The organism is Niastella sp. OAS944 (assembly GCA_024809215.1).
In the GTDB taxonomy this organism is placed as follows: Bacteria; Bacteroidota; Bacteroidia; order Chitinophagales; family Chitinophagaceae; genus Niastella.
The window spans coordinates 226,833-249,970 of sequence record JANUBW010000003.1; the positions used below are offsets into that span (position 1 = coordinate 226,833).

The 23,138-nt window shown below is 40.4% G+C and carries 20 protein-coding genes; 12 read left to right on the forward strand and 8 right to left on the reverse strand.

Annotation, left to right across the window (positions count from 1 at the left end):
• Nucleotides 1-151: 151 nt before the first annotated feature.
• Both GGD38_RS15510 and GGD38_RS15515 read right to left on the reverse strand, forming a co-directional pair.
• Nucleotides 152-1,615 (reverse strand): RagB/SusD family nutrient uptake outer membrane protein, encoded by a 1,464-nt coding sequence (locus GGD38_RS15510; RefSeq protein WP_375297159.1) that lies wholly within the window; start codon nucleotides 1,613-1,615, stop codon nucleotides 152-154.
• 20 nt (nucleotides 1,616-1,635) lie between these two features.
• Entirely contained in the window at nucleotides 1,636-4,806 is a 3,171-nt protein-coding gene (locus tag GGD38_RS15515) for a SusC/RagA family TonB-linked outer membrane protein (protein WP_375297160.1), read from the reverse strand.
• 387 nt (nucleotides 4,807-5,193) lie between these two features.
• On the opposite strand from GGD38_RS15515, the gene GGD38_RS15520 reads away from it, so the two are divergent.
• The 3 genes from GGD38_RS15520 to GGD38_RS15530 all read left to right on the forward strand — a co-directional run bounded on the left by GGD38_RS15520 (nucleotide 5,194) and on the right by GGD38_RS15530 (nucleotide 12,345).
• Nucleotides 5,194-6,423, forward strand: coding sequence for a WG repeat-containing protein (locus GGD38_RS15520; RefSeq protein ID WP_375297161.1), 1,230 nt, complete (start codon nucleotides 5,194-5,196; stop codon nucleotides 6,421-6,423).
• Nucleotides 6,424-7,900: 1,477 nt separating this feature from the next.
• Nucleotides 7,901-11,278 carry an SBBP repeat-containing protein gene (locus GGD38_RS15525; protein WP_375297162.1) on the forward strand — a complete coding sequence of 1,126 codons (3,378 nt, stop codon included), beginning with the start codon at nucleotides 7,901-7,903 and terminating at the stop codon, nucleotides 11,276-11,278.
• Between the two features lie 569 nt (nucleotides 11,279-11,847).
• The gene (locus tag GGD38_RS15530) at nucleotides 11,848-12,345 is read left to right on the forward strand and encodes a hypothetical protein (protein ID WP_375297163.1); all 498 of its coding nucleotides are present in this window, start codon (nucleotides 11,848-11,850) and stop codon (nucleotides 12,343-12,345) included.
• 43 nt (nucleotides 12,346-12,388) lie between these two features.
• On the opposite strand, the gene GGD38_RS15535 is transcribed toward GGD38_RS15530, so the two are convergent.
• Nucleotides 12,389-12,901: a hypothetical protein gene (locus tag GGD38_RS15535; protein ID WP_375297164.1), complete on the reverse strand. Its 513-nt coding sequence runs from the start codon at nucleotides 12,899-12,901 to the stop codon at nucleotides 12,389-12,391.
• Between the two features lie 482 nt (nucleotides 12,902-13,383).
• Here GGD38_RS15535 and GGD38_RS15540 point away from each other — a divergent pair, with 482 nt between their 5' ends.
• The 3 genes from GGD38_RS15540 (at nucleotide 13,384) to GGD38_RS15550 (ending at nucleotide 15,376) form a co-directional block, all read left to right on the forward strand.
• Nucleotides 13,384-13,854, forward strand: coding sequence for a hypothetical protein (locus GGD38_RS15540; protein ID WP_375297165.1), 471 nt, complete (start codon nucleotides 13,384-13,386; stop codon nucleotides 13,852-13,854).
• A complete protein-coding gene (locus GGD38_RS15545) occupies nucleotides 13,854-14,270 on the forward strand; it encodes a hypothetical protein (protein ID WP_375297166.1) in 417 nt (138 codons plus the stop codon). Before GGD38_RS15540 ends, GGD38_RS15545 begins: the two co-directional genes overlap by 1 nt.
• Nucleotides 14,271-14,449: 179 nt before the next feature.
• Nucleotides 14,450-15,376 carry a hypothetical protein gene (locus GGD38_RS15550; RefSeq protein ID WP_375297167.1) on the forward strand — a complete coding sequence of 309 codons (927 nt, stop codon included), beginning with the start codon at nucleotides 14,450-14,452 and terminating at the stop codon, nucleotides 15,374-15,376.
• Between the two features lie 13 nt (nucleotides 15,377-15,389).
• On the opposite strand, the gene GGD38_RS15555 is transcribed toward GGD38_RS15550, so the two are convergent.
• Nucleotides 15,390-15,650: a helix-turn-helix domain-containing protein gene (locus GGD38_RS15555; RefSeq protein ID WP_375297168.1), complete on the reverse strand. Its 261-nt coding sequence runs from the start codon at nucleotides 15,648-15,650 to the stop codon at nucleotides 15,390-15,392.
• Nucleotides 15,651-16,033: 383 nt separating this feature from the next.
• Here GGD38_RS15555 and GGD38_RS15560 point away from each other — a divergent pair, with 383 nt between their 5' ends.
• The 4 genes from GGD38_RS15560 to GGD38_RS15575 all read left to right on the forward strand — a co-directional run bounded on the left by GGD38_RS15560 (nucleotide 16,034) and on the right by GGD38_RS15575 (nucleotide 17,689).
• On the forward strand, nucleotides 16,034-16,447 hold the full coding sequence (locus GGD38_RS15560; RefSeq protein ID WP_375297169.1) for a hypothetical protein: 414 nt from the start codon (nucleotides 16,034-16,036) through the stop codon (nucleotides 16,445-16,447).
• A gap of 16 nt (nucleotides 16,448-16,463) precedes the next feature.
• Complete coding sequence (locus GGD38_RS15565; protein ID WP_375297170.1) at nucleotides 16,464-16,943, forward strand: hypothetical protein; 480 nt, start codon at nucleotides 16,464-16,466, stop codon at nucleotides 16,941-16,943.
• Nucleotides 16,944-17,031: 88 nt separating this feature from the next.
• On the forward strand, nucleotides 17,032-17,256 hold the full coding sequence (locus GGD38_RS15570; RefSeq protein WP_375297171.1) for a hypothetical protein: 225 nt from the start codon (nucleotides 17,032-17,034) through the stop codon (nucleotides 17,254-17,256).
• Nucleotides 17,257-17,269: 13 nt separating this feature from the next.
• Entirely contained in the window at nucleotides 17,270-17,689 is a 420-nt protein-coding gene (locus GGD38_RS15575; protein WP_375297172.1) for a hypothetical protein, read from the forward strand.
• Between the two features lie 78 nt (nucleotides 17,690-17,767).
• Here the strand turns inward: GGD38_RS15575 and GGD38_RS15580 are convergent, their stop codons facing one another.
• The 4 genes from GGD38_RS15580 to GGD38_RS15595 all read right to left on the reverse strand — a co-directional run bounded on the left by GGD38_RS15580 (nucleotide 17,768) and on the right by GGD38_RS15595 (nucleotide 20,947).
• On the reverse strand, nucleotides 17,768-18,148 hold the full coding sequence (locus GGD38_RS15580) for a hypothetical protein (RefSeq protein WP_375297173.1): 381 nt from the start codon (nucleotides 18,146-18,148) through the stop codon (nucleotides 17,768-17,770).
• A 25-nt stretch (nucleotides 18,149-18,173) separates the two neighbouring features.
• Complete coding sequence (locus GGD38_RS15585; RefSeq protein WP_375297174.1) at nucleotides 18,174-19,115, reverse strand: relaxase/mobilization nuclease domain-containing protein; 942 nt, start codon at nucleotides 19,113-19,115, stop codon at nucleotides 18,174-18,176.
• 50 nt (nucleotides 19,116-19,165) lie between these two features.
• Nucleotides 19,166-19,546: a mobilization protein gene (locus GGD38_RS15590; RefSeq protein ID WP_375297175.1), complete on the reverse strand. Its 381-nt coding sequence runs from the start codon at nucleotides 19,544-19,546 to the stop codon at nucleotides 19,166-19,168.
• Between the two features lie 1,080 nt (nucleotides 19,547-20,626).
• Nucleotides 20,627-20,947: a helix-turn-helix domain-containing protein gene (locus tag GGD38_RS15595; RefSeq protein ID WP_375297176.1), complete on the reverse strand. Its 321-nt coding sequence runs from the start codon at nucleotides 20,945-20,947 to the stop codon at nucleotides 20,627-20,629.
• A 237-nt stretch (nucleotides 20,948-21,184) separates the two neighbouring features.
• On the opposite strand from GGD38_RS15595, the gene GGD38_RS15600 reads away from it, so the two are divergent.
• Together GGD38_RS15600 and GGD38_RS15605 are read left to right on the forward strand one after the other, a co-directional pair.
• On the forward strand, nucleotides 21,185-22,438 hold the full coding sequence (locus tag GGD38_RS15600) for a hypothetical protein (protein WP_375297177.1): 1,254 nt from the start codon (nucleotides 21,185-21,187) through the stop codon (nucleotides 22,436-22,438).
• 155 nt (nucleotides 22,439-22,593) lie between these two features.
• A complete protein-coding gene (locus GGD38_RS15605) occupies nucleotides 22,594-23,058 on the forward strand; it encodes a hypothetical protein (protein WP_375297178.1) in 465 nt (154 codons plus the stop codon).
• Nucleotides 23,059-23,138: the final 80 nt, after the last annotated feature.

The following is a 23,138-nucleotide window of genomic DNA, read 5'->3' on the forward strand; positions in this document are numbered from 1 at the left end:
AACAGTACATATACTGTACGGTGGGACTACCGAAGGGGGTACTTCGGAATTAAATTTATTTTCTATTTGTCCGCAACCGGAGGTAAGAAACAAAGACCGGCACATTTCTGTGCCGGTCTTCGTATAAATAGTAAGTCCTGTAGTTAAACTACTAATACTGGGGATTCTGTTGAGCCTGTATGCCAGGGTTTGCATTGATCTCTGCCTGGGAGATCGGTAACAGCGTTTTATAAAAAGTTCTGTCAATTGTTTTTGGGCGGGTAGCTACCGATATGCCGATAATTTCATCATTAAATGTGATAGATCTGTTCAGCCGTATCATATCAAAAAATCTTTGCCCTTCACCAAACAGCTCTTTGCTTCTTTCATCGAGTATCATATCAATGGTCACTGTTGCTGCGGTGGCGGCGGGCAGGTTAGGTGCACGTTTACGGATAGCGTTTAAGTAAGTGGCCGCTTTAAGGGCATCAGCAGGCAAGGCAGCTTCTGCAGCTATCAGATAAATTTCAGATAACCTGATCAATTTAATATTAACCGCCGTATTGGTGGCTTTACCATCACCTGCCAATGAAATGCTTCCGCTGTATTTATACAAGGCTCCTTTTCGGGGTTTGGCTGTAGTAGAGATCTCATCGTCATTCATAACACCCCATCGTACATCGGCTGCATCTTCTTTCAGTCTGGTCAGAAAATAATCACTGGCTATGAACCAGCCCAAAATACTGGATCCGCCATCTCCTTTCTTCCTGTGATAAGCACCTATGGAGCCTGCGCCCAGATCTCCTTCGAGCGGATAAACACCAATTTCAAAAATTGATTCTGAACCATACTGTGTTTTCCAGGAGTCTACCCAGGCTGCATTGGTATATAACGTATATACGTTGCTTGTGATAATCTCTTCTGCTGCTTTTAAAGCATTGGGATAATCTTTCATATACAGGTAAACCCGGGCCTGCATAGCCAGGTTGCCGTAATAATTCACAAAACCATTCGATTTTGTTTTCGCCAATAATGGGGCCGCCGCTTTTAAGTCTGACAATATCTGATTGTAGTTATCGGCAACGGTATTTCTTAAAGGCTGTTCAGTTGACTTTAATGGTATTGTGATATTCGGAACGCCATATGCATTTTTATCGACGTCATACGATTTTCCATAAAGGCGAACCAAATCAAAATACATTATGGCACGAAGTGTTAATGCCTGTCCTTTATAACTATTAAATCCGGTGGCGCCGCCCGCTTCCAATTGTTCGATGTTCTGGAGCAGGTTGTTCACCTGTAACAGGGTAAAATATATTTGTGACCAGTAAGTGGAATAACTATTATTGCTGGCGGAGTGATTAAACGTATACAACGCATCATTGCCTCTTCCCTGTTGTGGAACTGTCATGTCGCCACCTTTTGCATCGCCATAGAGTAAGAAATTTCTTCCGTAGTAATCGGCATTACTCATGCTGCGTACAATACCATTGATCATTATTTGCGCATCGGCGGGCGTTTTTATTGAATTATTGGCGTTTACCTGGTTGGTAGGTTCTACATCGAGCGTTTTCTTACACGAAAACAAACCAAGCGCAAGTAGGCTGACTATGAATATTCTCAGTTGATTATTCATTTTATAATAAGTTTAATGAATTAGAAATTAAGATCAATGCCGAATGTGTAAATTTTTCCAATGGGCGTTTCCCATCCACGGGTTCCATAATTATTTACTTCAGGATCGGCATTCTTATACTTTGAGAAGGTGAGCAAATTGCTACCGTTAAAGAACACTCTCGCACTGGTAATGCCAACTTTACCTATTACACTACCGGGAAGATCATAAGACAGGTTGATGTTCTTTAACCGTAAAAAGCTGGCGCTGCTCATATGCCGTGAGCTGTATTGCATTGGATCTAAAAGGTCGGTACCTCTGAGCAGTGGCATACTACCGCCAGTGTTTTCGGGCGTCCACATATCTCCATACAAAGATTCTATTCTGATCCTTTCCCAGTAATAACCGTCGTCGGCAACATCTTTGAAAGCGCCGTCGTACAAATTGCCGCCAAGCTTATAAATAAAGTTTAGTCCCAGTGTGACGCCTTTATAGGCAACGTCTGTATTAAAACCTCCATAAACATCGGGCATTGCATTACCAATGATCTTATAATTTGCTTTGTTGTATGAATAAGTGGCGCCTCTTTCATTATAAATAAAGTCGCCTGCTTTTGAATCGGCCGGATCGTTTACATACCAAACGTTGTTGCCATTCTTTGAGTCTACACCACCCCATTCATAACCATAAAAACTCAGGGTAGATGAACCTTCTCTGTAAATGAATTGCGACCTGGTATCGCCACCTGTGGGATCGTACCAGATAATATCTCTGCCGCCATACAATTTGGTAACTTTTGATTTAATGAACGATGCATTTACAGATGCGCTCCACCTGAGTAAGTTGTTGTTAATGATATCTCCGCCGATCTCAACTTCTACACCCTTATTATTTATTTCACCTACATTGGCCAATGCACTTGAAAAACCCGTGGTTGTGGAAGTAGGAACGTCCTGCAAAAGATTTCTGGAATCGCGGTTGAAAAACTCAATACTACCTGTTAACCTTTGTTTGAAGAGGCCAAACTCCAAACCAATATTGGTTGTGTAATTCGTTTCCCAGGTAAGATCTGGATTGGCGTGGGCAGACAGCGACCCACCAGGATTGCCGTTATAGCGAAGGGTAAAACTGGTCAATGTTCGCCATCCGTAATTTTGTGAAGGCAATGTACCATTGATACCATAGGAAGCACGTAATCTTAAATTACTAAGATAAGTAAGGTCCTTCATGAATTCTTCGTTGCTGATCTTCCATGATCCTGCCACTGACCAGAAATTACCCCAGCGGGTTTCCGGCGCCAGTTTCGATGATCCATCACGACGAAAAGACCCCGAGAGAAAATATTTCTGATTGTAATTATACTCCAGGCGCGATAACAGGGAAACGATCGAGTTGCCATACTCGTAGCCGCTGGCCACATAAGCACCTGCCGGTGATAAAGTGGTCAATGCACTGGAGGCGAGATTTGTTGCCGTTGAAGTCTGGAAGTCTGTTCTGTTTTTCTCTACTTCAAAACCGCCTAAAAATGAAAAGTTGTGTTGTCCGAAATCTTTTGCGTAGTTGACGGTATTGGAAGAAACCAGTTTTGAGACAGTGGTACCTGTTTCAGTTACCGATCCATTCGTTGAAGAACCGTTGTAGTGAATGGCGCTGTAATACAAATGGTCCTTGATCTCAGAGTTATCAAAAGAGAATACAGATTTAAAATTCAGATCCGGCAGAACATTAAGCAGCACCGTTTCGTTTACAGAAAATCTTTTGGTGATTGAACTATTATCCCATTCATTATTATAATAAAGATTGTTGTACGCCAGGCTTCCATACCTTGCTGTAAACGGTTGGCCCGTTTTATAGTCTGTTGGCCAGTAAAAAGGCCATAACAGGTTTTTTACCTGGTAGAAGTAGTTGGCACCCGAACTTCTGGTATCGTTAAAACCAGACTGATTGTTTCTGGCAACCCCCACATTGGTAGTAAACTCCAGGTGTTTTCCCACTTTCTGAGATATGTTTGCACGACCAGAAATACGATCGAATTTATTTACCCGCACCCTGTTTTGATCTTTTGTATAGTTTAGGGAAGTATAATAGGTTGTATTTTGATCACCGCCACTTACCGAGAGATCGTTAGTTAAGTAAGTTCCTGTTCCAAAATAAGCTTTGTCCCAATCAAAATAAGTACCCTCGCGGTTTTCGAGTCCATCGGTCATGCCGCTGATGACCACATTTTCGGAAAGGCCTGTACCGGCGGTTGAAAATTTATACCCATGTCTATTGAACTTGCTATTCAATTGCGAAAGCGCATAGGTGTTGGCTTGAGCGGCAGTTTGTCCGGCCGAGGTTTTATTGTCGTACAGTATCCTATACAACATATTTATTTGTTCCTGTATACCTCCCACTTCATAGTTATCTGTGGCCCACTTTGGCGTAACACCTATGGAGGAAGACAAATGCACCACGGGTTTCCCTTTTTTACCACGTTTGGTAGTGATAACCACAACACCGTTAGCAGCTCTTGAGCCATACAGGGATGAAGCAGCGGCATCTTTTAAGATGGTGATGGTTTCAATATCGGCGGGGTTCAGTGTATTCATGACGTTGTTGGAACCGATATATGAGCCGCTGGCGCTCAGGCTACCCTGATCGCCCGAAATAACGGGAACGCCATCAATAACATATAACGGTTCATTACTGGCATTCATAGAGCCTACGCCCCTGATGCGTATGCTGGGGGTGGCGCCGGCCTCACCGCTTGCAGTAGTTATTTGCACGCCGGATACTCTGCCCACCAGGGCATTTTGAAAAGAGGTAGAGGGTACATCTTTGATCTCACTTTGTTTAATGACCGAAGCAGCACCGGTATAGGTGCCTTTTTTTGCGGTACCATAAGCAATAACCATCACTTCATTAAGCGACCGCCAGTCGGCCTGCAGTTCTATATTAATTTCATTACGTCCACTAATAGCAACCTCTTTGGTACCGTAACCAGTATGCTGAAATACCAGTAAAGTAGCATTGGAAGGCACGCTGATCTCATAACTGCCATCATTGCCTGTAATTACGGCTGTTTTGCTTCCTTTAACCTGTACGGTTGCGCCTGTAATGGGGCCTTTACTTGAGTAATCGGTGACAACGCCTCTAATACTGGTTTGCGCGTATGATGCAAGGCAACATGCAAATAGCGCAAATACCATGACCAGAATTTGTTTCTTCATAGCGAAAGTTTTGGTTGATAATTGATATTTACGAAAGATGTTTAAACGATATGGCGAGTTTTCGTGACACGGGGTAATTCATAGAATGCTGGACTGAAATCAATTCACAAGATCAACTACATTCGAAAAAGCTGCCTGTTGTAAAACTTAATTAAAAATACCGCAATTAAAGATGCAAAACACCAGCAAAAACCCGCATAAATTACAGTAATTGAATAGTATGTGCTTTACGTTTAGAAGCAACATTGAACAGGTGGATGGATATGATACAATCAGATCTCCTTACACAACGTTATTACGTATATTTGAGCCTATTGATAAGGCTAAATGGCCATGTATTACTAAAGGATTCTGGTGGCTTTCCGTATCAAAAACCAATATCAAAAAATGAAAAAAATATCCGTAGTCCTGTTCCTGGCGTCTGTCGTATTTTTCGGTTGTTCTCATCCAGTTGCAAAAGTTATTAAAACAAGAAAGCTCACCTGGTATAAAGAGCCCTTTTTACAACTGAGTGGCGAAGTTGGCGAAATATTAGAAAATGGCTTATGCGGGGTTGAACATTATAGCCGGTACGGGTTGATCGATTTTGAAGGCAACTATCAACTGAAGCCGATTGCCAGTGAGCCTGTATCTAAAATAGGATTGATACCAGTTAGCAATGGGTATTATACCGGCTTGATCAACCAGAAAGGCGACACCATTTATCCATGTAAAGCAAACAATTTCCATTACATAGGCCCCTCGTTTTATTCACTTGGAAGTGAAGAAAGCGCCCTGATCTTTAAAGAAGATGGTTCGCAACTCAAAACAAACTGCAGGCTCAGCTATGCACGGGGTAATTTCCATGATAATATGCTGGCTGTTGAGGTGTGGGGCGATAATAAAATAAGGCCCGACAAAACTTATATAGATACAGCGGGCAATCGCCTTCCTGGCAAATATCGCACAACTTATAACTTTCAAAATGGCATTGCCGCCGTAATAACAGAGGATAATAAACATCAGTATATAGATACAAAAGGAAATGTTGTTTTTGACTGTCCGGAAGAATGGACGGAGGCCTATTCTTTTGAAGGACCGTTAGCAGTGATCTCCATTTCTGGTAAGGGTTTCGGATTTATCAATAAACAGTTTGACATTATAATTGAACCTCAATTCAGCGCAATCCTGACACCATGTAATAATTTACAGGTCGTTTCGAAAACAGTTGACGGAAAAGAGCTCGTGAGCGCTATCAACTCAACCGGTAAAACAATCATTCCATTCCAATTCGGCTATATAAAAGAATTTACAGAAGATAAATGTATTGTAACTAGTGCCCAATCAGAAAGGGAAATTAAAGAGGGTGAAGTATTGGAAGTGGAAACCTTTCAGGCATTGAACAAAGAAGGGGTTTATGACATGCAGCAAGAATTGCTGATAGTACCTTACCAATATGATAACCTGGAAAATGCCGGCAATGACATCCTGCTTGCAAAAACCAAAGGCACTTACGAATATTTATATGAGAATGGCAAACCGTTGTCGACTATGAAATTTGAAAAGGCAGGAAAATTTTATAAGAACAGAGCCTGGGTTAAGCAGAATGGCAAATGGGGGATTATTCAATTACAATAAATATATCACATAAAAATCTTAGAAGAAAAGCAAATAACACTTTAGAAAGATACAACTTCTTGATCGACTTATAAAAAGCAAGGCTACCGGCAATCAGGAAACATTCGCTCACAAGGCCGGTGCGTCAATAGCTTTTGGGGACCTTTCGTTAACAAGCCATTAGACGTCCGCAGTATTGTATAGAGTTGTTCACTGGAATTTAAGTACCTTCCAAATAATTTAAAGTCTATTTGATTTAATTCTGCAACAACCCTGTATATATCCGGACTTGACCCTTTAAAATATAACGAAGTTTGAACGTCTGACTATTGCCATAAGTAAGGATGATCGTTTGTTATTAAGACGGTTGAATCCTTAACAATAGATGTAAACGAAATTTCGCTTGCCCTATGACCAACAACTTCAAGTGTCCAATTTTGAGGTTCGACGTCCGATCCATATATGTTAAAATCCAAAAGAGGAACATGACCAGAATAATCTGCTTTTGTAATAGTAGCGTTGATGTCATCCTCATCGTTATTATTGAGTAAGTATTGTATTTCTGCTGGTAACAAGATTATTAATTTTTTTAGGATGGCGCTAATATATGTAAATATAACCTGTGTCCCTATTATTCTCGAATCAACTAAAAAATCGCAAAAAAGGTTACTTTCGCAAAATTTGCAGAGGTTATTTTACATATGTTGAATCGACATGTTTAGTACCGAACTTGAAATTGAAAAAACCAATTTGACAAGGGAAACAAAATTTAGCTGGTCAAAATAAAGCTGGCGCATAATCTAAGCATATCACCAAGATGGATCGGATTATACACATCCTTCGATTATTGTTTACCTGTATAAAGTTGTATCTTTTTGTGAATTTATGTAATAAAACAATGGATGTGATCCAATGCACTGTCTATTTTAAGAATAAATAGAACTTGAGGGTCATAAGAACCTGAAAGGTTCCATACCCTAATTTCCGGTTTCGTTGTGCCATTCAGAACCGATTCTAAGTGTAGTTTTTCTTCGAAATCTCTCGTCGAATTGTAAATATCCCGAGTCATCAAATCGGATGGATTATATTCTTGACGAACGCCCGCGTAAACTGTATTTAGAAGAGCTCTTGGCCATTACGCTTACCCGTTTGGGATTGCCTATCATAATTTCTGGCCAATACCTACCACCGAAATAACACAGAATACCGGCGCCGTACTGAAACAGAATAAGGGTACACCGAATAATCCGGTTTCGTTAACACACTTTACAGGCCGTTCCAATGCACATCGGGACGGCCTTTTTACTTGTCATGATGACACAACAGATAACGGCTACAATTATCAGTTTGGGCAATGCATACAACATAATTAAATGTGTGGCGAGTGGTTGGGGCCTCTAGATACATCGCAGGCTTTTGTTTTGCAGCGGCATAAGATTTTATACAAATCCGCTTTGGTGTATCCGCTTACTTCACGCTGCAACCAAATACCTTTTATATGATACGGCTTTACTTCTCTGTTCACAGATTGCTGTTAGGCATTTCTGTGTTCATCATTCCTTTATTATCCCAATCACAGGATGTTGCATATAGATGGGGACGGGCGCTTACCTCTACCGCCACTGCTTCAGGCTACAGTGTGGCGCTAGATGCCCGCGGTAATATATATACAACCGGTTTTTTTTCAGGCACACTGGATGCTGACCCCACTGGCGCTACCGTGAACCTTACTTCCACCGGTTCAGATGATATCTTCATTACCAAACTAGACACTGCCGGTCTGTATGTATGGTCTATACAACTCGGTGCTGCATACAGTGACCGGGCATTCGATATAACCACGGATGCAGCCGGTAATACGTATGTTACAGGGTATTTCAATGGTACACTGGATTTTGACCCCGGCCCTGGCGTAGCCAGTCTCACTGCGGCTGGCGGATCCACCGTTTTTGTAGCCAAATACAATGCAGCCGGCGACTACGAATGGGCAACTCCTTTATTAACCGGTATGCCAGCCGCACTTACCTTAGATGCTACCGGTAACATATATGCAACCGGATCTTTTACCGGCGCCTCAACCGTTAACACGAGTGCAGGCAGCACCACATTGGCTTCTGCCGGCGCCAATGATGCCTTTGTGCTAAAACTGGATGCTACCGGCGCCTGCCAGTGGGCAAAACAAATGGGCGGTGCAATGGAAGACCTGCCCGGCGCTATAACAGTCGACCACAACGGTAATGTATACAGCACAGGCCGCTTTAACGGCATCGCCGATTATGATCCCGGCGCAGGTACAGCCACCATTAAAGTTGTAGATACAGGCTATAATATCTATGTAAGTAAGTTAAACGCCAATGGCGATTTTGTATATGTGAAAAGCATAGCGGCTTTATACAGTAACGATATTACTGTAGATAACGCTGACAACTTATACTTTACCGGTACTTTTAATCGCGGGGTAAATTTTGATCCGAACCATGGTTGGCCAAACTGGGTTGTTTTATATGCGTCAGGCGCTTCGGATGCATTTGTTGCTAAATTCGATGCGGCAGGTAATTATGTTTGGGTAAAACAAATAGGCGGCAACTCGACTGAATATTCACGCAGTATTGCATTGGACGATAAGGGGAACGTATATACCACAGGTATATTTTATGGTTATATGGAGGCAGACCCGGAACAGGGTATATCTCCTCTTACTTCGGCAGGTGGTTATGATGTATACATCAGCCTGCTGGACCCTAATGGTAATTATATCTGGGGGAAAAGTTTTGGTGGTGTGGGGCTGGATGAAAGCTATGGTCTTGCGGTTGACCCAAACAATAGTATATATACAGTGGGATCTTTTAACGGCATGATGGATATAGACCCCGGCCCGGCTGCTCAGCCTGTTAATGCCGGCAGCGGCCAGGGCGTATTCATCAACAAATTATTGTCGCGTAACAATCAACGGGATGCCGTTTTTGTATGGGGCGACTGGATACCTGCTTTCGGTGGAACAGCTACCGGTACCAGTGTGGCAACAGATTCGGCTAACAATGTATACATGGCAGGCTTCTTTCAGGGAGAGATAGATATTGACCCTTCTTATAACAGATTTGATCAGGATACAGCAACAGGCGGTGAGGATATGTTTATTGTGAAAGTAGATGCAAGCGGTAATAAGGTGTGGAAAGCTCGTTTTGGGGCTGCTTCCAACGACCGGGCCACCAAAATAGCGGTTGATGCAGCAGGTAATACATACGTTACGGGTTATTTTACAGGTACCGTTGATTTTGATCCTGGGCCAGGTACGGCTAACCTGAGCTCGGTAGATGGCGCCAATGCCTTTGTGCTTAAGCTAAGCCCTGCCGGTCAATACCTATGGGCAACGAATTTGCTCACAGGAGAAGGACAGTCGATTGCAATAGATGCTGCCGGCAATTCCTATATAACAGGCGTTTTTGCCGGTACGGTTGATGTGAGTACCCCGTCCGGGCCTGTACCATTAACTTCATCCGGCGCCAACGACGTATTTGTAATAAAGCTGGATGCCAATGGCAATATCGTATGGGTTAAACAAATGGGAGGAACCGGCGATGACAGGGCACAGGCAATAGCGCTTGACGGTAGCGGAAATATATACACCTGCGGACAAAGCGCCAATGGAGGCGATTTTGATCCAGGTACAGGCATAACAATGCTTACTGCCGGTGTGTACATTAGTAAGCTCAATAGCAATGGCGGTCATGTCTGGGCCAAACAAATAAACGCAACCTATGGTAACGACCTGGCAACAGATTCCGGTAGTAATATATACCTCACAGGCATCTTTGATAACACAGTTGATTTTGATCCTGGTGCGGGAACGGCCAATCTTACCGGCACCTCCAGCGCTTATATACTAAAGCTGGATGCATTAGGTAACTATATATGGGTAAAACAATTAAGCAGCGCATTGCCTCAGACGGCAAACGGCATAACTGTAGATGCGGCGGGAAATGTATTTACAACGGGTTCTTACACGGCGGCCATGGATGCTGACCCAGGACCAGGAACTGCACTGCTCACTGACTCCATTACCTACACGGTATACATCAGCAAGCTTGACCGGGATGGCAATTATGTATGGGCAGAAACGATGCACACAAACTATAAATCCAATGTGGTAAGGGGGTACGATGTAGCAGTAGATAAACTCGGAGGTGTGTTAACGATCGGCTATTTTACCGGTTTGCTGGATATGGACCCAGGCCCGAATACATTTAGTGTTTTAGCCGGTTATTATCCTTATCAGCGCTTTGGCCAAAGTGTTTTTGTAAGTAAATTAAGGCAGGTGAATGTGGCAGATGGAAGCGGTGGCGAAGCCGGCCCCTTGCCACTGACCTGGTTAACTGTGGATGGTCATTTAAATAGCCAGCAGCAACCGGTTATTAACTTTACTGTTGCCGAAACCAGCGTAAAAGATTACAGCATTGAAAAAACGGAAGACGGCGTAAGATTTACCAGCATTGGTACGCTTATCAGCAAAGGGGATGGGGAGAATCATTATTCCTTTACAGAGGCCGCTGTTTTACAAAAAGCTGCCTGGTACCGCATATTGCAAACCGATATAGATGGACACTCTTCCTATTCTTCCGTGATTCGATTAATACCAGGAAGCAACAGCCCTTCCATAGTGGCGTATCCGGTTCCGGTAACACAAAGCGTTACCATACAGATCACCGGCGATGCATTGCTGCATACAAAAGCATTGTTGGTAGATGCAGCCGGCCGGCCTCTACAAACTATTATTTTCAATAATTATAACACTTCTATAAATATGAGCCATTTGCCGGGAGGCGTATATATACTGCGACTGGCGAACGGAACAAGTGTGAAGCTGGTGAAGAAATAGAAAATTATAATGAGACGGTTTCTTATGTTTGCAAACATAGGAGACCGCCTTTTTACTTGATGGATACTGCAGCAGTATTTTTAAACAAAATTACTAACCCCCTGCAAAATTTACAGGGGTTACTCTACATGGGCTGACAAACTATTCCATATTTTTAATATCGAAAATCGTGAAGTATGGATTTAAGTGTGTTGCACGCCGTGAAATCACCGGACCGTGAATACACGATGAAGGATAAATTGAATGGCATAACCAGGCCCGCTCGGGTGCCGGTTTCGAATGGTCAGGGTGGTATAACCAAAACATATCCCAACGTTTATCTTCAAGTAGTCCCGACAGGACTGCTTTTTTATTTTAAACCCGCATATTATCAACTGGTTACACTAAGCGCTATTTGCTGCTCCCTCGGCGCCCCCGCGAAAATTGGGTGGTGGTGGGAGTTCTTGATGGGATCGAAGGTAGAGAAAAGATGGGAGAAAAATTAGATGTAAACAACAGTAAAGAAAGAGTAAGTTGCGTATCATTATTCTTCTGAATGAACTCGGTCAAATATTAAAAGCAACTGTTCTATGAATAGGCAAAAGTATGGACTGGCAGCCTTACTCTTTTTTCTGGCAGGAACAAGCCTGTTGGCATATGGAATTGAGACCTTAGGGATTTTGTCAAAAAATAAAATAGTAGTAACAACACTTGCCACTACAGGCCCCAATTATGAAGTAGTATTTGGCCAACTTAAATTAAAAGGGCAGCTCCCCGACACATCCTTGGATTTTGATGTAAGCGGAGTAATGATAGCGGATAACGGGTCAAATACAATGGAGGACTACCTGCACCAGCATTATCGCGCATTTGGAGATTATTTTGTTATTACAGAAAAAACTGTTGGTATTAAACAAAGTGACAATCCGGATTTTCATCCTTTAATTGAAATCATAGACTGGCGGCATATAGATAAATTTCTATTTTGGTTAACAGTCTTCTTTAATCTGCTGCTTTTTATATTAGCCCGGGTATGTTACAAAAAGTATGTTTTAAGAAAAAAAGGCGGGCAACTAAATGCTCCTTGAGTTACTCGAAGGTAGATTCGTAAATGAAGTCAAAACTTGTTAATCATTTAATAGGCTCACCAGTGGCATTATCTAAAACAAAATCTTGCCACCCCCCAGGCGGATCACATTCGCCATTTCCATATATTCTATTTTCATTAAATCTTTCTATCAAAATACCATCTACACCCAGACTGGAGTTTTTCCAAATTAAATTACCCCTTTCGTCAATACAATAAATGCTTCCCGACCCAGTAACATAGAACAAATTTTCATTGAAGTAAAGATGTCCAAAATAACCGTCCACCTGTAATACTAATACACTTGCATTTTCTAAAAGGTCATAAAGATAAAAGTGACCTTGATGTCCAATAGCCAATAGATTATTACGTATTATAACATCTTTAAACGGACTACAATAAGACCCGAAGCGAATTTGAAAAGCCTTATTTATTATATCATTATTTTTCAAAACGAGATACTCAACATTACCCCATTTTACCGATTGCTTGCCTGAAACAAGCAATATTTGATTTCTCAGTTCTTCAGGAACGCTGTTTGTAAATTCAATATTCATTTCTATTAAAATGATGATGTGTTTTGAGCTTCTACTAAAGGTCAGATGGCCATCTATGGGAAATTATGCAATTAAATTAGGAACTTTTACAGTTTCTTGTAGTAAAGTAAATGCTGCACCAAGTTAAGGATTGCGGAGATTATCAACTTAATCTCCGCATAGTTTGCGGCGCTTCTTATCAATTTACCGGGAAATATGAGTTAAAATAGCGTCATATCTTAAAGGATCACTCTTCAATCTGTTAACTAAATCCAAACTATCTCTTGCGCCTCAATTTTGCTTGCCGCCCAAACCCGGGTATCATAATCTACAATGCGTGGCCTAACTTTTGCTTTGATTTTATCTAATTTATTGCGTAATCAACCGTACATATCACTGGTTATCAATCGTGTATTTGTCACTTAGTATTATTTCGAAGAAAAAAGAAATCAGAAAACATAATCCTTATATTTACGTTATTATTAGGTACCTAATTCTGAAGAATGAACTGTTTAACACATAACCTTGGATTATCAGAGACGTTTGAAAACGTGAGGAAGCTCTCTTTTGAGGAAAAGAAAGAGGCCGTGTTAGATGAAGTAAAAATCAACGCTTTTTTAGATAAAATACTGGAATTTAAAAGTTTATTTGTAACCAAAGCAAATAATATTAACACCTTAGTCGAAAAAATAGAAGAAATAACTTGGTTTAATGATAAGGATGTTGATAATGATACTTTGATGAAGATCAATGATTTGATTTCAGCAATTAGAGATTTACATTCTTCACTTCTGAGACAATATGTGTCATTAAATATTATTCGTTCCAAAGGCATTGCAAATATAGAAATCAAAAACTTTAAAGCTGCAATAGACGATTTAAAGGAGGTTGCACAGGACCTTGAATCCAGATTTTTTTTCTTGCCAAATATTCCCGATTTTGAGGAAATTACCAAAGAACTTTCCTTAGTTTAATGACTATTTATTGCTTAGATGATTTTAAGGCCGAATATGAAAAATTAAAGAAAAAGGATTCTTACTCATCCCTCGAAAAGGATATTATTGATCATTTCTTCGACAAAGACGTAACTGCATTAAAGGCTGGTACAAGATTAAATAATAGTGATGACTCTCCCTATATTAAGAAACGATTAAGCGGAAGTGGAGGCTTTAGGGTATACTACTTGCTCATCGTAAAAAACGAAAACCTATACTTAATGTTTGTTCATCCGAAGAGCGGTTCTTTGGGTTATGACAATATTACTGATGAGTCAAAAGCTGCATTATACAAAAAGGTGTTAGCGTGTATAAAAACAAACGATCTATATGTAGTTACGGCTGTAGGAGAAAAACTAGTATTTACAAAAAAAGAAGTACTATCAAAAAAATAAACCACTCGATTGACTCTATAAAATGAACAACTGTAGCGTAACATATTACGCAATACCTCATAGAGTTCTTTACTAACTGTCCGGGCCAACTCCAAAACTTTAGATAAAAAAACTTAAAGTCAGTACTTTTCATACGCTGACAAATTTTTCCATATTTTTAAGACAGAAAATCGTGAAGTATGGATTTAAGTGTGTTGCATGCCGTGAAATCACCTGACCGTGATTACACGATGAAAGATAAATTGAATGGCATAACCAGCCTGCTTGGGTGCCGATTTCTCGAATGGTCAGGATGGTATAACCAAAACATCTCCCAGCGTTTATTAGGCCACTACAGGCTCTACAAACTCTTCAAAGCGAAAAACCAGATTGATACTCAGCTTTCTTCTCCAATCGCGTACATCGCACACTACCGAGTCCTACACATAATTAAATATGCCCTTTCCTACATAACGGCTGTTTTGTATTATATCTGCACCCTGGGTGACCGGTACCATCCATTGCTGATTGAACAGGTAAATAAACAACTAATCTATCAACAGTTTTCAATCCTGCAGGAATTTCTAACCAATGCAGACACTGACTTTGAAAAAGCACTGTTCCATGCAATGAATCAGATTAACAGCTATGGTAATAATATAAAACCGGAAATAACCTTCATTCAAAACCGTCTCGAACAAAAAGTATACAACAATACTTGTCATTACTTTACCGAATATAACGGAACTGCTCTACCCGGAACAAATGATATAAAGGGTAAGCAAGCTGGAGTGCTTTCAAAGAAGCAAATTTTGATTCTTCTGGATCTCCTTGCCGATAAGAAATGTATTGAAAGAATAGATTATGAAAATTCCAACAAATTTAAAGTCGAGGCTGAACTACTTCATGGATTGAATGGCAAAAGTAAAAGTACGTGGGAGGAAGAGCTTAATAACTATAAGAATAAAGGCATATATTCTTATAAGGGCGAAGGCGAATTCAACCAGTTAATTAAGGACATAACAGGCTTATCAAACATAATACAAAAATCAGCGCTTCGGCCCCTGGCAATTGCAGCAGATAAAAAAATAATAGAGTTGGAAAATAATCGAAAGCACAAACAATAGATAATCTTGATGCTCATTTCTTTTTTACAGGTTCTTCTGGATAAAAGTCTTTAGGTGAACAATCCATTTCTATAGCAAGAATATTTAATTGATCGTGTGTATACATAGAAGGCTCCGTTAGGCTTTCAATTTGCCCTATGTAGCCAGGAGTAACATTCAGGCATGTAGCAATATTCTCCTGCGTTAATTTATTATCACGTCTTTTCTGCCGAACTAAATCAACTATCGCCAGTTCAAAACTGCTTTTTCCTTTCTTGGTAGTAGAATTTGCCACAACTTTTATTATTCTTATTTGCAATTATGCAAAAAAGCCCTATCTTCATTCTTAGTTATAGCTAAGGAATATTATTCTATACCATATTATGTTTTTGCGGTTCTTCCTAACAGGAAGTATTGCGCTTGAGAGTCTCGTCGCACGAACCTGACAAATTCTAACAACGCGAGATTAAGTAAAGCGCCCAACCCTTATATTGCACTATTGGGTTGGGCCTGCTTAAACTTTGCGTTGTCACCGAAAGGTGGGGTCTTGTCAGGACCTGTGCGACAAAGGACGGCAGGTTCCAACCCTTTAGTATTTTGGCCCGTTATAATCCGCCCCAGGAACCTTCCTTTCTTTTTAGGCTCATAACCATATTCATTAACCTTAAATTCTTTCTCATGAATGAGCCATTAACCAATGCCCGCCCTGGGATAGTCTTTTGCGGTAAAACCCACAACAATCACCCCCAATGGTACAACGAACCGTTACGGCTGACCAAAGAACAGAAGCGTGACCCTTTATCGGTAATGGAGGAGTTCTTTCAATGCTATCACTTGAATGAAACTCGGCAAACTTTATGGGAGTGGCTAACTGAAGTTGTCTCAAGTTCACATACTATTTCAAATGGAATTCACGACCGTAGCGATCATATGTTCTTTTATGAAAAGATAGAAGAACTTATTGAAGCAGCATTTATCATAAAGAAACGTGCTAATAAACAACGGCGTAAAAAAGAAAGAAGAGAATTAAAAGAAGAAAACAAGCGTAAAAATAGGTTTAGTGAATTATCATCCAGTTCAACCGTATGTTAATCCTAAAGCCTTATAAATGGAAAATCAAACTAAGCCCCCAAAAGATGCTGAAAGAATTAGTGCCGAGGAGAAGCTAATTGAAGTAATTGACGAATTTTTGGAATTGTCTGACCAGACAATCAACGAAGAGGATATTGCCAACTCGGTTTACCTTTTTTTATCACCACTCGGCGTTCATGTTACTACAGGGGTTTATTCGGATGCGGCAGCGTCTGCCTTATATTTTTTTGCCACTGATGAAAAGGTAGGTAATGATATAAAAAGGCTTTTTGGAGACAATTTCTACTATTTGTGCGAATTGCTTCAGAAGGTAATTGAGTTTTGTAACAATATCCGTTTCTCGGAGGCAAACCTGGCTCGTCTGGATAAATCAAAATGGGAAGTTGGTTTTACTGATCATTTGTCTATAGGGGATATATTGGAAGAAACGAATAGGTATAAATACATGACAAAACATATTCAAGAGAAAATTTTACGGATCCAAAATCACAAGTAGTGCCTTAATGCCTGGTCATAAAATCGACCACGTGACCCGTTTTAGGGCTACTCAATTTAATCTTTAAGCAATTAAAACCTTTCCGATTATGAAACTTACACAAAAAGCCCTCAAGGCAATAAATAACCCTGCCACACGGCGCCGGTTGATGGATGTGTTGGGCTGTACTGAATTTACCATCGCCCGGTATATTCAAAAGAACAGCGATAACCTTACCAAAGCGGCGGCCATGCAGGTGACCAGAGAAGTATCGGGCCTTACCGATGAGGAGATATTAGAAATAGACATGATCGAAAAGCCGGTTAACACTTAAGTCAGGAGGGGGTATGTCTATACATCTTGGAGAGATTGTTCAAAAAACAGTAGAAGCAAAACGGCTTACCTATAAGGAGTTTGGCGCCCTTATTCATAGGAATGAAAAGACCATTCCAGACATATATGACCGTGCAGCTATGTCAACCGACCTGCTTGTAACTATTTCAAAGGCGCTTAACACAGATTTTTTTGCGGTGTTTTATACTGAAGAACCTTTGAAAAGCCTGCGGCATGATGAGGTCGCTGATCTGAACAACCAGATCCAAACGTTCACAGAACAGGTTCAGAGGATCACGGAAGAAAACAACCGACTTCAAAAAGAGCTATCACTAACACAGGAGTTGGTAAAATACCTGAAAGAAACTATTGCTTTTGCCAAAGAACAAATTGAACTATATAAGACGAAGTTAGCGGGAGTAAGTACCGTTTAAAAATTGCTAATCAGAGCCATTACCATAAAGCCCGGGTGTGTCTACACCGGGGCTTTCGGTAATGATAAGGTGCTGAATTTACTTTTTCAGCGAAATAAAATTAGACCATAGATTATAAGCTAAAAAAAGAAAGGTCAATACAACTAGCAACACCACCGTCCATTTGGGGCCATTCATTTGAAAATACAGTTGCCAGACATTTGTGCGCATTTTATTCAATGCTCTTTCTATCATGTGGTTCATGTTTAAAAGAGCACCATCCAGCTTGCTTTCAATCGCCCTGGTGTCGGTATTAACCGTCACATTTTGCTTTTTTAGTTTCTCCGAAAAGCTGGTAACCTCATGGCGTAACAAATTCAAACTTTCAGTAACGCTGCTTATTTCCTGGCTGATCTTTGTTAATTCTTGTGCCTGTTCCCGCACAGCCAATTCAATTGTTTCCATTTTATCTTCATTCATAGATTAAGTTTTAAATTTTTAATGATCACAGATTCAACCGATGCTTGCGCTTTTTCTTCTTTTTCTCTTTTGTCAGCATCGGATTCAGTTCCTCGGTATTCTCAGGTTTTGTAAGTATTTCCAGAATGTTAGATCCATGCTGACCAGCGGCAGGTAAGGCCATCTCTTTTTCCGTTGTATGCTCGACCGACTTCCCTGACCGCCTGGAACCAGTCGTGTGCTTTGCTGTATCAACGGTCGGCTGCGCTTGCTTTTGCGTCTCTTGCTGGCCTAATATTTTTTCTATCCTCATCAGCGAATACCCAACTTCACTTCCCTTGATCTTTACCTTTTTATCATCGATAAAAGCAATACCCCTACCTTTCAAAACCTGGTAACCCAGGGCGTTCATTTTCTGCTCAAACTGTTCAATTGTCTTTACCTGTTTTAGAACCTGTTGTATGTTCCCTTTTAATTGATCCATGCGGGCATTTTGCCGTGGAATCATTCGCTGCTCTTTTGATAAAAAAGCACGCGGGTTAAGCACCTGTTTTAACCCATGCTTTATTTCCAGTTCACGGCACAGTTTAGCCATTCGCAAATAGCTGTTGCTATTGCTGACTACCTTACCATCATAACCTACCCGGTTGGCAACAATATGAATGTGCTGGGCGCGGGTATCTTTATGCAGTATTACGGCATATTGGTTCTGATCTACTTTAAATGCCTCCGTACATGCCTGAGCTAATTCTATCAATTGATTCTTTGAAAGGTTTTCACCATGCGCAAGGCTCAGGGTTAAATGCAGTACCGGCTTTTCCACACGGCGGCTTAATTTACTCACTTCACTGAACTGACTGGTCAGCTCATTTACGTTGCCACAACAGTAGTTACGATAGATCACTTCAGCCCGGTCTTTGTGTTGAACATTGTCTTTTTTCGACAGCTGTAATTTCTGCGCTTCGGATAAATTTATTTTATCTTCCATGCAGTATTTTAAGCAGTGATAAAAGGAGCTTCCGGTAACAACTTTTCCGATCATTGCAGGTAGTTTTTAATGGTCAGGGAAAGCTGTTTTAAATCGTTCGATTGCACTAATAAATCGGCCCGTTCGAAAGCATTTAACGGCTCTATTCCATTTCGCTTTTTGGCAATCTGATTGAGGTTTGCAGCCAGGTGATTTAGCGTTCCAGTAAACTTTAAAATTTCTTTCGGCAGCGCTTTTTCCTTACTGTCAATTTTACCGGTCAGGCCCATCGTAAGAAGGTATTCCGATACGGAAAAATTCACCGACCTGGCTTTGGCCTGTATGGCCTTTCGCTGGATAAACGAACACCTAACGCTTACGCGGCATTCTTTTTTAAGTCCTTTTTTAGGGCGCCCACCCTTGTTTTTGATAGTTTGATTCATCATCTTCATAATCTTCCTCCTCTCTGTTTTTAAAATGATTTAGGTTCTAATGTTCCAGAATCCGCCGCGGCGGATGAGGGAAAAAGGTTTTGGTCCGACAAAACCATAGCTTGCTACTAAAAACTCAAAGTAGTCTGCCTGATGGCAGGGTTTGCCTTTCATTGTACTTGTTATGAAAATACCTTAAAAGCCTATGGCTTTTATTTAAACCTTCAGATTAACATACCCTAGGCCTTAATATTTCCTGGCTTGCATAGTATGCTCTAAACCGGTTGAATCCGTTTTAAAACATAGGGATGTCTGTTAGTTATCCTCTTTTTAACAACATGCGTTTTAAAAAGCACTAGGTTTTGTGCCAGAAAATTTGTCAGTTGTTGCTCCCTATTTCCGGTTCCTCATGGGTCACCAAAGAAGCATTCAAATACGGCAACATACATGTGTACTTTATCAACAATAATGGCATGCTTTAGCCACTGCTACACCCGGCATTTCCCTCGGCAACTCATGCCTTCCATCTTATTTTTTTGAGGTTGTTAAAGTCTGCTTATTGTAATACAAAAAGATGCTGGCATAGTGGCCAAACGACATCACAATTTGCAACCGAATACACTGCGTATTTTGGGGACTAAAACAGGGTGGTTGAACCAATTAAGCTGCTACCAACTATCAACATTTTGCCGGTTCATTTTTTTTCTTTTGGCCAGCCCTCAACGTGTCACTCACGGCGGGTTGAGAACCTGTTTTGAGGTCGGTTTTTGCTGGCCAAAAGAAAGAGAGATTTGGCGCTATTTGGCCAGCTATTCCGATACAGAAATCTTGAACCGGACAGCTGTAAAATCGGGCGTACAATATAACCAGATCACCGACTATTTCAGCACCATGATCTAACCCTGGCACCGTCGTTGATCTTCATTAAAAAAGAAGGGGCGTTTACATCACCGAATTGATGCAGACTATAGCCAATCGGTTATGAATCTTTTTACTGATGGCGACATGCACTGGACAGCCAAACACCAACTTTATTCACCCTCATCTGCGCAGTCCATAGCACAACCAACCCATGCGTAAAGTATACGCAGCCGATGACGTTTACTGGTTATCGGCGACAGACCCTTTTTGGTGTAATGCCTGAACCTGCTCCCGAATAAAATACCGTCTGGATTTGATCTTGATGGAAGGCAATAAGCCGGACTTACGCCAATCGTTTATCGTCTGGCGGCTGACGTTAAAAATCTTCTGAACATCTTTGGTGGAAAGGAACGGAGATTCACCAGCCAGGCAGGCTGGTGGCGGCGGTGCCTGGACACCCATTTCCCGGATCTTCCGGTCAATCAATCCCTCGAATAATTTGATTAACTCCTGTGGTTTCTGAATCAACAGAAACGGTGCATTGTTATTTACCTCACTCATACGTCACTTTTTACAGACTCACAAATAGGTTTACCCGTACAAAGTAAGGCGTTGTGGAGACGTGAAAAGAGGTGGGACGTCCTGGAAAGATAAGTGGTTGAACTTGAATAAAGTTTGTGTAACTTTTCTGCAATGCTAAAATAAACAGCTACGCAAGACGAGATTAGCTTTACAAACACAGCCTTGGCGGGATTCACTTGAAGTTTTAACGTGAAAAATTCTGGTTAAATTTGGTTTATGAACAATACGCAGCCATCATTATCCATTGAAAGTCGGCAAGTGTTGGCGAATTTATACAAACGAAAGAATGCCAAAGGAGTGATCTATGGTAGTATTTCTATGGATCTCGGTCTGGGCGCAGCATCCCGTGCAGAAGATCTATGTGTACCTCTTTTCAGCTATAAGTTAGCAGAACTAATCGATAATCGTGTTAGCATTACACAGCTTGGGTGCGATTGGATGGTTAGATTTTTACAAGCACAGGAAAATCTTATCCTTGAATCATTATTTTCGGACTATACTTTTACCATTCTTCGGTTCTTATTTAACCAAGAGGCACCTATTAAATTGGACGAATTTCCTTCATTGTTGGAGTCGCATGCTCCTAAAATCACCGACGGTTACGACTCTTTGAATCTCCATCAAATGTTGCAATTTGAACTTAAAGCATATGTTGAACACAAAAAAAATAAGTATCAACTCAATAATTCCGGTCGTAGGTATGTTGAAATAAGAGCAAAAAAGATGAATATTAATCTTAATCCCAAAAACTCAACAATTATCAATTCAATAAATAGCGAAATGGATTTAAAACAAGAAAAACATGACAGGGACCAGTTTCTAAGAAATATATATGCAATTGCAAGGAGAGAAATGCTATCCTCACCGACGGGTGTTTTGTTTGGGCTATCAAAAAGAGAAAAAAGTAATAGCAAAGTTGAAGAAGAGCATTACAATAAAAATGACAGAGGTGGATACATTGTTGGTGAAAATTTGGGATTATCAGAAGAGCAAGTAGATAACTTTGTATCTTCTTTAAGTTATATTGGACATCTAGAAACTTTTATTGGGAACCACTTTCATATTACTCAAAGAGGAATTATGTATTTAGAAAGTTTAGAGAACGATGTCACTACGGCTCCTTCTCATGTTCAACACAACTCGATTACCCTAGAAAACGTCTATTCTCCTGTTCAGTTACTGCAAGCATCCACTCACTCAAGTCAACATCAGGTAGCGCAACAAAGCCCAGAAGTTATTATAGACTTTTTAGAAAAATTAGAAAAGGTCATTATCCAATTGGAATCTTCATTCCAATCCGAATTTCAAATGGAAATTGATTACGCACGAAAGCAACTCAAACGTTCCAATCCTGTAATACAACAATTAAAAAACATTGGTAACTTAATGAAAGATGTAGGAGTTAATGTGTTTGCAAATTTGATTGCTTCTCCAATTTACGAGACTATTAAGCCGCTATTGTTTCCTTAGCACGACACTGAATAAGCGTACTGATCTATTTATAATGGGCGCCCAATTATGGGATAATGATAAGCCTTTGTAAACAAATAAATTTGTCAAAAATATACACCATATATTATAATTTATACTTCGAATAATTTGAAAAATTAACTGCAATTCTTAATATGTATTCTATAATGAGATATTGGCAAACTCTCCTAACTGAACAAAAAAAGAAAGGCAAAAAGGGCTTTACAATACCCTACATTATTGGTAGTCAAAAATATCTACCCGTTTGTTACCCTAGACAAGACGTTGAAAATTTAGTTATAGACATGGTAACTAACTCTCTCTTTCCCGTGTTTCTGAAATACTGCATGGATGCTGGTGATTTAATCTTAGAAATAATGTCAGCTACAGCAATAGGGATAAATCCAGATTATAATAGTCAGCAACAGACGAATTTCTATATTTCAAAATTCAATAACGATTTCGGTAACTCAATCGAAGCTGTAGCAAAAAATCTTTGTAAAAAATACCAGCCTTACGTAAGTTCACATGAATATTCAATCAATGGAGGTAAGAGGGGAGATTTTACATCAAAGGAAAAAGAGGATATAAAAAACTGGTTTTCAATTTATATGCAATAAGATGGCTAACATCTGTATTGCCAATAAACTCAACTGGATTATTAATGATTTGCCATACACATCCATAAATATCGATTAAT

Excerpts from the sequence above, each read along its gene's own strand:
- GGD38_RS15520 (WP_375297161.1), top strand. The coding sequence starts at position 5,194 with ATGAAAAAAATATCCGTAGTCCTGTTCCTGGCGTCTGTCGTATTTTTC.
- GGD38_RS15560 (WP_375297169.1), top strand. The coding sequence starts at position 16,034 with ATGAATGAGCCATTAACCAATGCCCGCCCTGGGATAGTCTTTTGCGGT.
- GGD38_RS15605 (WP_375297178.1), top strand. The coding sequence starts at position 22,594 with ATGTATTCTATAATGAGATATTGGCAAACTCTCCTAACTGAACAAAAA.
- GGD38_RS15545 (WP_375297166.1), top strand. The coding sequence starts at position 13,854 with ATGACTATTTATTGCTTAGATGATTTTAAGGCCGAATATGAAAAATTA.
- GGD38_RS15600 (WP_375297177.1), top strand. The coding sequence starts at position 21,185 with ATGAACAATACGCAGCCATCATTATCCATTGAAAGTCGGCAAGTGTTG.
- GGD38_RS15585 (WP_375297174.1), bottom strand. The coding sequence starts at position 19,115 with ATGGAAGATAAAATAAATTTATCCGAAGCGCAGAAATTACAGCTGTCG.
- GGD38_RS15570 (WP_375297171.1), top strand. The coding sequence starts at position 17,032 with ATGAAACTTACACAAAAAGCCCTCAAGGCAATAAATAACCCTGCCACA.
- GGD38_RS15565 (WP_375297170.1), top strand. The coding sequence starts at position 16,464 with ATGGAAAATCAAACTAAGCCCCCAAAAGATGCTGAAAGAATTAGTGCC.
- GGD38_RS15590 (WP_375297175.1), bottom strand. The coding sequence starts at position 19,546 with ATGAAGATGATGAATCAAACTATCAAAAACAAGGGTGGGCGCCCTAAA.
- GGD38_RS15575 (WP_375297172.1), top strand. The coding sequence starts at position 17,270 with ATGTCTATACATCTTGGAGAGATTGTTCAAAAAACAGTAGAAGCAAAA.
- GGD38_RS15530 (WP_375297163.1), top strand. The coding sequence starts at position 11,848 with ATGAATAGGCAAAAGTATGGACTGGCAGCCTTACTCTTTTTTCTGGCA.
- GGD38_RS15540 (WP_375297165.1), top strand. The coding sequence starts at position 13,384 with ATGAACTGTTTAACACATAACCTTGGATTATCAGAGACGTTTGAAAAC.
- GGD38_RS15550 (WP_375297167.1), top strand. The coding sequence starts at position 14,450 with ATGGATTTAAGTGTGTTGCATGCCGTGAAATCACCTGACCGTGATTAC.
- GGD38_RS15525 (WP_375297162.1), top strand. The coding sequence starts at position 7,901 with ATGATACGGCTTTACTTCTCTGTTCACAGATTGCTGTTAGGCATTTCT.
- GGD38_RS15535 (WP_375297164.1), bottom strand. The coding sequence starts at position 12,901 with ATGAATATTGAATTTACAAACAGCGTTCCTGAAGAACTGAGAAATCAA.
- GGD38_RS15580 (WP_375297173.1), bottom strand. The coding sequence starts at position 18,148 with ATGAATGAAGATAAAATGGAAACAATTGAATTGGCTGTGCGGGAACAG.
- GGD38_RS15595 (WP_375297176.1), bottom strand. The coding sequence starts at position 20,947 with ATGAGTGAGGTAAATAACAATGCACCGTTTCTGTTGATTCAGAAACCA.
- GGD38_RS15515 (WP_375297160.1), bottom strand. The coding sequence starts at position 4,806 with ATGAAGAAACAAATTCTGGTCATGGTATTTGCGCTATTTGCATGTTGC.
- GGD38_RS15510 (WP_375297159.1), bottom strand. The coding sequence starts at position 1,615 with ATGAATAATCAACTGAGAATATTCATAGTCAGCCTACTTGCGCTTGGT.